This window comes from Xiashengella succiniciproducens (genome assembly GCF_023674465.1).
GTDB lineage: Bacteria > Bacteroidota > Bacteroidia > Bacteroidales > Marinilabiliaceae > Geofilum > Geofilum succiniciproducens.
The window spans coordinates 2,967,349-2,981,335 of sequence record NZ_CP098400.1 but is presented as its reverse complement, the minus strand read 5'-3'; the positions used below and the strand labels follow the sequence as shown (position 1 = coordinate 2,981,335).

Genomic DNA, 13,987 nt, shown 5'->3' with positions numbered 1-13,987 from the left:
TATCCTGAAGAAAGGGGAAATTGCAGCGTTTTAAATGGTTTAGAAGCCAGGATTAAGTTTGTGCTGGATTAATTTTTTCTATCTTTGCTTTTCATTATAATTTAACTTTTCCTAAATATTAATTAGTCATAGTTATAATTCTGATAATTAGAGTCTTCTGTTTCTATTGCCGATAAAACTGATGTGAATTATGCTTAAAAAGATATTTTTTTTAGTAAGCTTAATATTATTGATTTCTCCTCTTGTAACTGATTCTGTTTTTGGCCAGCAAAACCTTAGTGGTTATGATCTTTCAAGAGTCAAGTCATCTGATATTAGTGATAGCCAGCTGAAACAGTATATAGAAAAGGCTGAGCAGCAGGGAGTCTCAATTAATGATGCATTTAACATGGCCAGGGCCAGAGGCCTTTCACCTTCTGTGGCTAATGAGTTGATGCAAAGGGTTGAGCAAGTTAGAAAAGCCCAGACTCCGGTTGGACCACAGGTTGAATTACTTCGTAGTGTTTCGCCAATGCTTACCGCAAGGGATAGTGCCGTTGTTGATTCAGTAGAGATAGAAGTTGAAGAAGGACCGCAGATCTTTGGCAGTAGTCTTTTCAAGGAAGGATATACATCATTTGAGCCATATATGAATATTCCTACACCGGTCAATTACGTGTTAGGTGCAGGGGATGAGATAGTAATAGATATCTGGGGAGCAGCATCTAATTTTTACCAGCTTCAGGTAAGTCCTGAAGGTAGTATTACAATTGAAAATGTTGGTCCTGTTTATGTACATGGTTTGACTATTGAAGAGGCGAGTTCAAGGATAATTGGAAAGCTCAAACAATTATACGGTGGGCTAAAACCTGGAGCCCCTGACCAAAGTACTTTTGCGAGGGTTACTCTGGGGCGTGTTAGGAGCATTCAGGTGACTATTATAGGCGAGGTAGTCAGACCAGGAACTTATACAGTACCATCGCTGGCTACTGTGTTTAACGTGCTTTATAATGCCGGTGGGCCCAATGATATTGGATCATATAGACAAATAGAAGTCCTCCGTAACAATACTATTGTCTCAACATTTGACCTTTATGACCTACTGCTAAATGGAGATCAGTCTGCCAATATCAGGCTAAATGACCAGGATGTGATAAGAGTTGCAACAGTTAAGTCCAGAGTAGAAACAAGAGGACAGGTTCGTCGTCCTGCACTGTATGAGCTTAACAAAGTCGAGACATTAGCAGATCTTGTTGAATACAGTGGTGGTTTTACCGACTCTGCATATACACGTCAGGTAAGAATAATAAGGAATACTGAGAAGGAAAAAATGCTGGTTTCTGTTTCTAGAGATAATTATAATGAATTCCAATTACTTAACGGTGATATTGTAGAGGCTGATAAATTGCTTGACAGGTTTGTCAATAGGGTGACTATTGAAGGTGCTGTTTGGAGACCGGCGGACTATGAGCTCACTGAAGGGTTGACTTTGTCACAGCTGATTAGTTTGGCAGAAGGGTTAAGACCTGACGCATTTCGTAGCAGGGGTATTATTAACAGGCTTAGCCCTGATTACGACTATGTAGTAGAATCTTTCGATGTTGAGAAGGTTGTAAAAGGGGAGTATGACATCAAACTTGAGCCCGAAGATCATGTAATTATAAAGAGCATACATGAGGTACGTGAAGAAAGGACCGTATATATACAGGGCGAAGTCCTTATGCCTGGTACCTATCAATTCAGGGATGGAATGACTCTGGAGGATTTGATACTGACTGCCAATGGATTCAAGATGTCTGCATCCGAGGCACGTATTGAAGTCAACAGGAGGGTTTTTGGTGAAGCAGCCCCTTCAAAACGTGGCAGCAGTATGGCAGAAGTCTTTGTGTTTGGTGTAGATCGTAAGCTTGCTATTAGTGATGAGGCAAAGGCTTTCAGAGTAGAAGCTTTTGATAAGGTATATGTAAGGCAGCGTCCGGATTATCAGATGCAACAGAGTGTTGTTGTAGAAGGAGAAGTATTATATCCCGGTGAATATGTACTTAGCGACAGGAAGGAAAGGATTTCGGATATTATAAAACGTGTGGGAGGGCTGACTGAGGAAGCATATGTTGCAGGAGCTACTCTGATACGTAAGACCAAGGAGATAGAAAGGGCAGAAACAGAAATTCAGCTAAGTATTGGAGAGTTGTTTCAAGTAAAAAAGAAGAACGAAATAACAATAGGAATTGACCTTGAGAAGATTCTTGCCAGACCAGGTAGTCATCATGATATATATCTGAGTCCCGGTGATGTGTTAAGAATTCCCGGAGCATTACAGACCGTTAAAGTTAGCGGTGGCGTTCTACGTGAGACTGAGATCAGGTATGATGAAGGCAAGAACCTTAAATACTATGTAAGGAGCTCCGGAGGCTTTGCTCAAAATGCTCGGAGAAACAGGGCTTATGTTGTATATGCCAATGGAGCTGTTGATTCAAAGAGCAGATTCCTTTTGTTCGGAATCAATCCTAAAGTAGAACCGGGCTCTGAGATTGTTATTCCTTTGAAGCCTGAGCAGGAACCAATGACCCGTGGAGAAAGGATATCTATTCTTAGTGCCATTGTGTCAATGTCGGCTGTTGTAATTACAGCGATTAGCCGATTTTAGTTAATTCTCATATAAGACAAGCATGAGTAGCAAAGCAGATAACGGCATAAAGAATCTTCCCCCGATAGTCAAGGAGGATGAGATAGATCTTGTAGCCCTATCCATACATATTTGGGAAGGTAGGATGTATATCGCAAAGGTTTGTGCCGTTTTTATAGTTCTGGGACTTTTTTTAGCAATAGCTAGTCCGGTTAAATACCAGGCAGGTGTTAAACTCATCCCTGAGAGTAGCAAAGGTTTTAATCTTGGAGCATTAGGTGGACTTGCAGCTCAGTTTGGTTTCGGAGGAGCATCAGCACTAAATACAGAGAGTGGTACTATCCCAACTGATTATTATCCTGAGATAATAAAGAGCGTACCTTATTTAACCAGGTTGATGAGGGAACCTTTTGAAGTAAATGGAATCGGACAGGTCACCCTTTATGAATACTACCATGATTATATGGGTAAGTCGCTTATTGGGGCTGTAGCAAAATACACAGTTGGACTTCCGGGAGTTATAAAGAAGGCTTTTGCCGGAGATGAAGAAGTTTTAGTGTTGCAGGGAGATAGTGGTGTAACAGTTCTCAGCATGACCAAAAAGGAACGCGAGGTCCTTGAATGGCTTCAGGAGAACCTGACACTTTCAATAAGCAAGGAGATTGGCATGATAAGCATAACGACTGAAATGCCTACAGCTGAACTAGCTGCCCAGGTAGCCTCACATGCTGCAAAGTTGCTTAGTGACTATGCTGTTAGTTATAAGACAGAAAAGGTGAAGGAGGATTTGCGCTTCATCGAGGAAAGGTACAAGGAAGCTGAAGAGAGATTTGGGCAATCCCAGAGAGCTCTTGCCCGCTTCAGGGACAGCAACCATGGCAATCTTACATCACTTGCCCGCACAGAGGAGCAGCGTCTGCAAAGCGATTATGACCTTGCGTTTGGCCTGTACAACTCATTGGCATCACAATATGAACAAGCCAGAATAAAACTTCAGGAAGAGACTCCGGTAGTTAAGATTATAGAGCCTGCCATTGTGCCAGATGAGAAGAGCTCTCCAAAGCGAAAGATGATAATGGTGGTTTCCGTATTTCTTGGATGCTTTGTAGGTATAGGATTGCTTTTTGGTAAAAAGATCTGGGGTAATTTCAGGGAACAGTTTAGGTCTTATGAAACAATAGTATCTGAGGAAGATTAACTGAGAGAAGATGACTGAGACAAGGATTAAACATATTGCGTGTATAGGGGCCGGTTATGTAGGTGGTCCCACTATGGCGGTTATAGCCCAGAAATGCCCGGATATCAAAGTGACAGTAGTTGATATCAGTCGCGAGCGTATAGCTGAGTGGAACGACTCAAATTTGGATAACTTGCCAATTTATGAACCTGGTCTTAAGGAGGTCGTGGCTGAGGCAAGAGGTCGTAACCTGTTCTTCTGTACAGACGTGGAGGGAGCTATCAGGGAGGCAGATATGATATTCATTTCTGTTAATACCCCTACCAAGACCTATGGTGTGGGCAAGGGTATGGCAGCTGATCTGAAATACGTTGAATTGTGTGCAAGGCAAATTGCGAATGTAGCAACAGGAAATAAGATAGTTGTTGAGAAATCAACCCTACCTGTTCGCACGGCGCAAAGTATTCGTACCATCCTTGATGCTGAAAGCAATGGGCTGCAGTTTCAGGTTCTTTCCAACCCTGAATTCCTTGCAGAAGGAACTGCTGTGAGTGATTTGCTTAATCCCGACAGAGTATTGATTGGAGGCTCTGAGGAGGAAGGGGGACAGGCTGCCGTCAGGGCCCTTGTAGAAATATATGCCCGTTGGGTTGACAGAAGTAAGATTCTGACGACAAATATCTGGTCCAGTGAATTGTCAAAATTGACTGCAAATGCATTTCTGGCACAGAGGGTGTCATCAATAAACGCTATTTCCGCTCTTTGCGAGAAGAGCGGAGCTGATGTCGATGAGATTGCCAGGGCAATTGGAATGGACAGCAGGATAGGTCCCAAATTTCTTAAGGCTTCCGTAGGTTTTGGCGGTAGTTGTTTCCAAAAAGATATACTAAATCTGGTATATATAGCAAGAAGTTATGGTCTGACTGAAGTGGCAGATTACTGGGAGCAGGTAATCAGTATGAATGATTACCAGAAGAGACGTTTTGCAGAGAATATTGTCAATAGACTGTTTAATACTGTAAGCGGTAAAAAGATTGCCATAATGGGTTGGGCTTTCAAGAAAGATACAAACGACACCAGGGAGAGTGCTGCTATTTACGTTGCAGATTACCTTCTAAATGAGCAGGCAGAGCTGTGGGTCTATGATCCCAAAGTGAAGGCTGAGAGAGTTTATGCCGACCTTGATTATTTGAACACCAGAGGTGAGGATGAGAATCGTAAACTCGTTAAGGTAGTAAGGGATCCATATGAAGCTATGCAAGGGGCACATGCTGTCGCAGTTCTTACCGAATGGGATGAATTCAAGGCCTATGACTGGCAGAGAGTATACGATGATATGAAGAAGCCAGCATTCTTGTTTGATGGGAGAAACATTCTCGACAGAAATAAGGTTAAAGCATTAGGGTTTGAGTTTGAGGCAATTGGTTATAGAAGCTGAGTACTTGTTTATATCAACTCGCTAGACCATAAGGTTCAGTAATAAAGATATTTAGGCACTGCTTTCATGATGAAGGCAGTGCTTTTTGTTGTTTTATATGTTGGCATTTGTTGATAGTGTTCCAAAAAATGGAAAACGCCCGCTTAATGGGATTTGATAAATGTTAAATAGTGTTTTGGAAGCTTTGTATGGTACGCATTCTCAGAGGTAGGGATGTTTTTAGAATGTGTTGAATTCTGATGACTTGAAGTAGATGACAATTTTCTTTTTTGACAACTTTCGGCATCGTGGCAAGAGGTCAACAAGGTATAAATGAATTAGATAAGATTTTGAAATGGGAAACTTTGGGCTTTGTTAATAAGTTTTCGTTTGCCAAAATGGATTCTTGAGTTAACTTGCAGATGCCAATTTACAAACAGAAAAAAAATATTAACCTTCATCCCATCAGAGGATTGATTAACTAAAAGGAAATGGAAGTATCAGCGATGCAAAAGAAGAAAGACAAGGTAACGGGGAAGACTTATACCCATGACGAGGCTTTTTCTGCAGCTTTGGATTATTTTAAGGGAGATGAGCTGGCTGCCCGGGTATGGGTAAATAAATATGCCCTCAAGGATTCTGATGGCAATATATATGAGCTTACTCCTGATGATATGCATTGGCGTATGGCCCGGGAAATTGCACGAATTGAGGAGCGCTATCCCAATCCTATGAAGGTAGAGGAGATCTACGAGCTGTTTCGCAACTTTACTTACATTATTCCTCAGGGTGGTCCGATGTCAGGGATAGGTAATAATTACCAGATTGCTTCATTGTCAAACTGTTTTGTAATAGGAAATGATAGCAACTCTGATTCTTATGGTGGTATCCTTAAAGTAGATCAGGAGCAGGTTCAATTGATGAAACGTCGCGGAGGTGTTGGGCATGATCTGTCTCATATTCGCCCCAAGGGTTCACCTGTAAAGAACTCTGCTCTCACATCAACAGGCCTGGTACCATTTATGGAGAGATATTCAAACTCAACCCGTGAGGTTGCTCAGGATGGACGTCGTGGTGCACTTATGTTGAGCGTTTCTATAAAGCACCCTGATTCCGAGAAGTTTATCGATGCAAAAATGGAGCAGGGTAAGGTCACAGGAGCAAATATCTCTGTTAAGATTGATGACGAGTTTATGCGCTCTGTTGTTGAACAGACCAGATATATTCAGCAATATCCTATTGAAGCAGAAGAGCCAAAGTATAAGAAGGAAATCAATGCACTGGAATTGTGGAACAAGATAATCCACAATGCATGGAAATCTGCAGAGCCAGGTGTATTGTTCTGGGATACAATTATCAGGGAATCTGTACCTGATTGTTATTCTGATCTTGGTTACAAGACTGTAAGTACCAATCCATGTGGAGAGATCCCACTCTGTCCATATGACAGTTGCCGTTTGATTGCCGTTAACCTTTATTCTTATGTTGAGAATCCATTCAGACCTGAGGCGAAGTTCAATTTTGAACTGTTCCGTAAACATGTTGGAGCTGCTCAACGCATAATGGATGATATAATTGATCTGGAGCTTGAGAAGATAGATGCAATTATAGAGAAGATAGATGCAGACCCTGAATCTGAAGAGATCAAAGCAGTAGAAAGAAATCTTTGGGTCAATATACGCAATAAGGCAGTTGAAGGGCGTCGTACCGGTGTTGGTATCACAGGAGAAGGTGATATGCTGGCCGGGCTTGGATTGCGTTATGGAAGCGATGATGCAATAGACTTTTCAGTAGAGGTGCATAAGACTCTTGCTTTAGCGGCATATTCCTCGTCTGTGGATCTGGCTGCAGAAAGAGGTGCATTCCCAATCTATGACACTGAACGTGAAAAGAACAATCCATTTATTCAACGTTTGAGAAATGCTGATCCTGATTTGTATGAACGTATGAGTGTTCATGGACGCAGGAATATCGCTCTTCTCACTATTGCTCCTACAGGCACGACTTCGTTGATGACCCAGACTACAAGTGGTATCGAACCTGTATTCATGCCTGTATATAAGAGGCGTCGTAAGGTAAATCCAAATGACCCGCAGGTAAGGGTTGACTTTATTGATGAAGTAGGAGACAGTTGGGAAGAGTACATTGTTTTCCACCATAAATTCTTAACATGGATGGAGGCCAATGGCTATGATACAAGCAAGAACTATTCAAGCGAGGAACTGGATGGACTTGTAAAGCAGTCTCCCTATTACAAGGCTACCAGCAATGATGTTGACTGGCTAAGCAAAGTGCGTATGCAAGGCAGAGTACAAAAATGGGTTGACCACAGCATTAGTGTTACAATTAACCTGCCAAGCGATGTAAGTGAGGAACTTGTTGGTCAGCTCTATGTTGAGGCATGGAAGAGCGGATGCAAGGGAGTTACTGTGTACCGTGATGGTTCAAGAGCAGGAGTACTTGTATCCAACAACAGCGAGAAGAAGAAAGAAGATTCTTCACGCTTCCCAACCAAGCGTCCACAGGTGCTTGAAGCAGAAGTTGTAAGATTCCAGAACAACAAGGAGAAATGGATTGCTTTTGTAGGATTGCTTGATGGTCGTCCTTACGAGATTTTTACAGGTCTTGCAGATGACGAGGACGGATTACTTCTTCCCAAGAGCGTAACAGTGGGTAGTATCATTAAGAACTATGAGGAAGATGGGACATCACGTTATGACTTCCAATATGTAAATAAGCGCGGTTACAAGACCACGATTGAAGGTCTGTCTTACAAATTCAATAAGGAATTCTGGAACTATGCAAAACTGATTTCAGGTGTATTGCGTAACGGTATGCCTATCGAAGACGTGATAAATCTGGTAAGTGGTTTGCAGCTCGATAATGAGAATATCAACAATTGGAAAAACGGTGTTGAAAGAGCTCTTAAGAAATATGTTCCGGATGGAACTAAGGCAAAGAAATGCCACTGCTCTAGTTGTGGATCAGACAACCTTGTTTATCAGGAAGGCTGTTTGATATGTCAGGACTGTGGAGTTTCTAAATGTGGATGATGCTTTTTTTTAGTTTTCTCATAAAAACCGGCTGTCTGCCACCTGCAGACAGCCGGTTTTTATTATCTGCTGATAGTAATCTTTTTCCTTACTACATCACCCTGAGTTGTAATCTCAATAATGTAGATACCGGGATGCAGGTCACCAACACTTACTCTTTCGGCAAGTCCACCAGATTTCATGTCTTTAACCATCTGTCCATTGCTGTTGTATAGGCTTAACCTTGCAATTGGGGATGAACTCACAATATCAACGTAATCTCTTGCGGGTATTGGATATACATTTATTGCTACAGTTGCCTGATTATCTTTTATTCCTGTTGTGATTCTTAAGCCTTCAACCACGATATTGTCAAATCGATTGTTGCCTGAACTGCCTGATGCCTGACTTCCGGCAAACTCAATCTTAAGGGCAAATTCCTCATTGTCTTTTACCCCTTCAACATTGCTGAAATCGAGTGACACTACTCTGAAATCATCCTCTGGGATAATAAGTCCTGTGGCAAAGAGTATCCATTCAGCATCTGCGGCTGTGCGGTAATACACATTCTGTTGCTGAGCACCCTTGCTGGTTCGAGTGGTTGCATAGCTAATTCTAATCTCTTCAAATCCGGTGGTGGGGATTAAGATCTCAAGGTGACGGGTATCCGAAGGATTGCGTGCACGAATTGCAAGTCCTGCTTCAACACTTTCTTTGCTGTTGAGAGAGCTTCCCTCATCTACGTCATCCAAATAGCCAGCACCTGTACCCAGGTAGGAAAGACTCCCTTTTATTTCCGTAATACTTATATCTGCGGGAATTATATCCTGATTGCCCGATATTAGGTCGTTGAAATGCCAGTAGTGAAGGAGACTGATTTGTGCTTCTTTGAAATGGGCAAATACCTCTACAGCACCATTGACATCATAAACCACTGTCCTGTCATAGAATTTGGAGTTGTTTATAACCCAGTGTGAGAATCGGTATCCCGGCTGATCAATAGCTGTCAGGGTTATGGGAACACTCTTAAAATAGTTTCCTGACCATGGATATGGACTTGCCGGATAAGGGATTCCTGGAAGTCTGCTGTCAATTAAAAGGCTGTTAATCTTAACAAGTCCTCCATCACCAACTCGGTTGACTGTCACTGCATTTGTTCCGCTCAGATTAAACTGTGATTGAGTATGTGAGATTACATATGGTGTGCGCTTATCTCCGAAATTTTTGATAGAGGATCCTGTGTCAGTGCCATCCATCCATCTCTGGTAATGTTCGTTCCTTGAAGATGACAGACGGGCATTGAACTCATCAACTTTCTTGCGGATATATTGAGGGCGGAAACCACTATTAAGCTGATCGGCCACAGCATTTATAAATTTGTTCTTAAAATCAGTATTTCTAAGCAGGCGCTTGAAAATTATTGAAGACGGATCTGTTGCCTCATTAATTACCCTTGAAAGCGCATTTTTTGCATGGTCTTCTGACCAGATACTCATTCCGAAATCAGTATCAAAGAGCATCCATCTCCAGCGTCCGTCATGACCTTTGGGCAGCTCAGGGCTATAGGTGCCATTTCTATACCTCCAGAATGTTGAATTATTTTGTGGCCAGTCAGTGTTGTAGAAATATATCTGGGCAGCATAATAGTGCGCCAGGTTATCTACATCAACTCTTTCGTATAGCCATTGGTAATGCTGGCTATTGGCCGGGTCATTATTTTGTGCGTAAGCAACAATAGCTAAGAAGTTGTCACGGTCTTCAGGATAACCTTCGTCAATTGTTGCGAACGTTTCTAATAATGCTATGTCGTCAGAAGGTAAGCTATAGTGACTGGCTACATAATGCTGGTCGAAGCGCTCGCGGATATTTATAATTCCCCAGTATTCTCCATTTAGAAAGTGTACTACAGGATTGTAGCCCATCACATCAACTGGGAGGTGGCTAGCAAGGCTCTGCATAAGGGCATCCCTGTACAAAGTAAGATAATAATCATTACCTGAATTTCTAAGCAACAAACGTCTGAAACTTTCAATATGTATGGTACTGTCACCTCTGGCTGGAAGTTCTCCAAAGAAGGGGTAGTTCATTGTATTTCCTGATCCATACTCAGTTCTGGCATAGAGGCGAAGTGATTTGCGGTAAAAGCCCCTGCTGTAGCCACCATGGATTCGAAGTCCTACTTTATGCCTGAAAGCAGGATCTCCATTTGTTGGGAAATACTCAAAATGAGACCTTCTTTCCCAGGCATCACCCCTTTGGTTGTAGTTTGCCGGGCGGCTTTCGTTCCATTGTTCCCCAGGGTTTGCTGCTGCCCAGTCGTCAGCGTACTTACCGGGCACATAGATACCATTGTAGTAGTCAAAGAGGTTTGCCTCATCAGTAGTAATTGAAACCACAGGAAGATCATAACGATTGCGTCCCTTGTCGGTAATAAAATAGGTGTGGGTCTCGGAAAACAATGAGAGGGCATTCTCTTTTACTGCCTTTGCCTTAATGACAGTCCCCATGAATATTTTCTGAGAAGAGGGCAGGCGAGGTGTGTTTGCATAATAAGTGTTGATGCCTGCTATCTGATATGCATCATTGCTCCTATCCCTTATGTTAACAGGTTCTTCATACACATAGGTTCTGGATGAGCGCTCCAGAAGGCTGCCCCATGGATAACTGTTTTTATATCTGTAAGTAGTACCTCCCAGATTTGCAGGATCTGGTTCAGAACCATCCACCGTGTAATAGATTACCGCTTCTGGATCATCTGTGTTAAGTACAAGATCGAAAGGCTCGGTATAGAATCCTCCAGGTTTGGAGAATGTAATACTTCCGTTGAACAATTCCCTGTAGCCCTGGTCTGAATTTGCACTTCCTGGAGTAGGTATGTTGAAATAGAAGAATCCTTCCTGACCGTCCATGGACCCATAACTGACATCAGAGGGTAGTGCAACTCCTGGCACATAGTGTACCGGTTCACCCTGTGCATTGCTAATCAGAAGAGTCTCACCATCAGCCGATATTGAGAAAGTGGTGTGCAGCTCGGCCGGAGCCAGGTAGAACTGGTCTGCAGGCATAGGTTGCTGAAGTGTTCCGTCAGGAAGTTGCCAGCCTACTGATAGGTGGTCACCACCACCTTCTTCTTTCATAAGTGCCTGCATGAAGTAATACTTACCCTCTTCCAGAAGGATTGCACCGGATTTCTGTGAGGCGTATTTGTTCCATTCCCTGCTGTTGGTCCATTCAGGTACTTCAGCAATTAGGGCCACTTTGTGTGGATCCTCATCAGAACTTAAATAGAGTCGGCTATTATCATCACCTGAGATCCAGAAATAATAGGTGCCAGTCTGGGGAGCCTTCAAAAGGCCGTAGACCCTTTGACCATAGTTGTCATCTATATTTACCCCTGTCTCAAAAAGATCAGTAAGTATTTCTGTGCTGGATGGCATTCCGGGATAACTTGAACTGCTAATAAGGTCGTTAACAGATGTTCCAGTTATACCCTTGTAGACTTGCTGTCTTAATCCGTTAACAAGCGTCCCTTGTGCCGGCTTCCGGTCTTTGCCGGAAGCCCATACCAACATAAATTCACCCGGCTGCAGAATGCATGCTGGGAAGGTCCATTTAAATGGATTATTTTCATTGTCTGTCAGACCCCATCCTTCAATATCAACAGGGTTGTCGGAGATATTTCTTATTTCAATCCAGTCGGAAAACTCCCCATCTTCATCTACGATAGTGACAGAATTGGATGACATAAACTCTGATATCACTACTGGAGGAAGGTCCTGTGCAACAGCCGGGACGAGGATGCAAAGAAAAGGAAGGAGGGATAGAATACTGATTAGTCTTGCAAGGTAGATTTCTTTCATAATAGGTGAATGTGTTATAAGTGTTTAAATTTAGTATTTATTTGTTAGTAAACCTGAGAAATGGCAAGGGAGATAACTTGTCGGGTAACTCTATTTGTTACCTTTGCAGGTATTAATAAGATAAGTAATGGATACAGTTAGAGTAAGGTTTGCACCAAGTCCGACAGGTCCTCTTCATATTGGAGGAGTTCGTACAGCTTTGTTCAACTATCTGCTGGCAAAGAAATATGGCGGTACTTTTATTCTGAGGATAGAAGATACTGACAGTACACGTTTTGTTCCGGGTGCAGAGGAATATATAAATGAGTCACTCAAGTGGCTGGGTATTAAGGTTGATGAGGGAGTATTAGAAGGAGGCCCTTACGGACCATATAAGCAAAGTGAGCGCAGAGAGATCTACAAGCAGTATGCTGACATGCTTTTTGAAAATGGCTGGGCATATTATGCCTTCGATACACCTGAGGAACTTAATGCTCTACGTGAAAAGGCTGAAGCTGAGGGTAAGACTTTTGCCTATGATGTAACTACAAGAGGAAGTCTGAAAAACTCGCTTAATATGAGCAAAGCAGAGCTTGAAGCAAAACTGAGTTCCGGTGAACCTTATGTAATGCGTTTTAAAATACCCGAAGATGTTGAAGTCGAGGCCAATGACCTGATACGCGGAAAGGTAGTGTTCCATACCAATATCCTTGATGATAAAGTTTTGTATAAGTCTGCCGATGAACTACCAACTTATCACCTTGCCAATGTTGTGGATGACCATCTGATGAAGGTAACTCATGTGATCAGGGGAGAAGAATGGCTTCCTTCCTTGCCTTTGCATATTCTTATGTACAGAGCATTTGGCTGGGAGGATACAATGCCTGCATTTGCGCACTTGCCATTGATACTGAAGCCAAGCGGTAAGGGGAAGCTGAGTAAGAGGGATGGTGACAAGGAAGGATTTCCGGTTTTTCCGCTGGAATATACTTCGCCTTCAGGCGAAATATCCTCAGGTTACAGGGAATCGGGTTATTTCCCCGAGGCTGTTGTAAATCTCCTTGCATTGCTTGGATGGAACCCGGGAACGGAGCAGGAGATTTTCTCAATGGAGGAGCTGGCAGAGATATTCTCTCTTGAAAGGGTAAATAAAGCTGGGGCGCGTTTTGATCCGGCCAAGGCCAGGTGGTTTAACCAACAGTATCTGATAAAAAAGAGTGACGGAGAATTGGCCGGACTGTTTATGCCATATTTGAAAAACAGAGGCATTGAGACTGATTTGGCCTTTGTAGAAAAGGTAGTGGCCTTGGTTAAGGAAAGGGTACATTTTGTTGCTGAATTATGGGAGCAATCTTTCTTTTTCTTTGAGGCTCCGGTTGGATATGATGAAAAGGTGGTGCAAAAGCGCTGGAAAGGTGAAGTACCTGGACTAATCGCGGAGTTGAGGGGACTATTTGCATCAGAGGCTAATTGGGATGCAGAGGAACTTAAGCATAAGACATCTGCCTTGCTGGAGGCAAAAGGCCTTGGTTTTGGAGCGGTTGCAAATGCCCTGCGTCTTGCTATGACAGGTGGTGCGTTTGGACCGGATCTCTTCACCATAATTGGTATGCTTGGCAAGGATGAGGTTTTGCGTCGTCTTGACAATGCAGTTGCCAAACTGGGATATGAGGCCGTTTAGATGGAATAAAGCCGGAAAGACTTGTAGTTGTCAGCAGTATAAGTGTTGTAATATCAGTATATAACAATAGGTATTACACAAAGGAGCTTTTTTAGATAGGTAGATTCTGAATGGATAGAAAATAAAAAGGGTGTCTCTGCTGAGGCACCCTTTTATGTTGGAGGTCGGTGGCGGATTCGAACCGCCGTACACGGTTTTGCAGACCGTTGCCTAACCCCTCGGCCAACCGACCATGG

Annotated in this window: 6 protein-coding genes and 1 tRNA gene; 5 read left to right on the top strand and 2 right to left on the bottom strand. The window is 42.8% G+C overall.

Annotated features, from left to right (window positions below; all coding sequences use genetic code 11):
* Positions 1 to 190: 190 nt before the first annotated feature.
* From M9189_RS12340 to M9189_RS12325, 4 genes are all read left to right on the top strand, one after another.
* Positions 191 to 2,626 carry an SLBB domain-containing protein gene (locus tag M9189_RS12340; protein ID WP_250723645.1) on the top strand — a complete coding sequence of 812 codons (2,436 nt, stop codon included), beginning with the start codon at positions 191 to 193 and terminating at the stop codon, positions 2,624 to 2,626.
* A 22-nt stretch (positions 2,627 to 2,648) separates the two neighbouring features.
* Entirely contained in the window at positions 2,649 to 3,803 is a 1,155-nt protein-coding gene (locus tag M9189_RS12335) for a GNVR domain-containing protein (RefSeq protein ID WP_250723644.1), read from the top strand.
* 10 nt (positions 3,804 to 3,813) lie between these two features.
* Positions 3,814 to 5,220 (top strand): UDP-glucose 6-dehydrogenase, encoded by a 1,407-nt coding sequence (locus M9189_RS12330; protein WP_250723642.1) that lies wholly within the window; start codon positions 3,814 to 3,816, stop codon positions 5,218 to 5,220.
* Between the two features lie 470 nt (positions 5,221 to 5,690).
* Positions 5,691 to 8,252: an adenosylcobalamin-dependent ribonucleoside-diphosphate reductase gene (locus M9189_RS12325; RefSeq protein ID WP_250723640.1), complete on the top strand. Its 2,562-nt coding sequence runs from the start codon at positions 5,691 to 5,693 to the stop codon at positions 8,250 to 8,252.
* Between the two features lie 62 nt (positions 8,253 to 8,314).
* Here M9189_RS12325 and M9189_RS12320 read toward each other — a convergent pair whose 3' ends face one another.
* Complete coding sequence (locus M9189_RS12320; RefSeq protein ID WP_250723638.1) at positions 8,315 to 12,091, bottom strand: CotH kinase family protein; 3,777 nt, start codon at positions 12,089 to 12,091, stop codon at positions 8,315 to 8,317.
* Between the two features lie 127 nt (positions 12,092 to 12,218).
* Here M9189_RS12320 and gltX point away from each other — a divergent pair, with 127 nt between their 5' ends.
* Positions 12,219 to 13,751 (top strand): glutamate--tRNA ligase, encoded by a 1,533-nt coding sequence (gene gltX, locus M9189_RS12315; RefSeq protein ID WP_250723637.1) that lies wholly within the window; start codon positions 12,219 to 12,221, stop codon positions 13,749 to 13,751.
* A gap of 158 nt (positions 13,752 to 13,909) precedes the next feature.
* Here the strand turns inward: gltX and M9189_RS12310 are convergent.
* A tRNA-Cys gene (locus tag M9189_RS12310) sits at positions 13,910 to 13,983 on the bottom strand.
* Between the last annotated feature and the right edge of the window lie 4 nt (positions 13,984 to 13,987).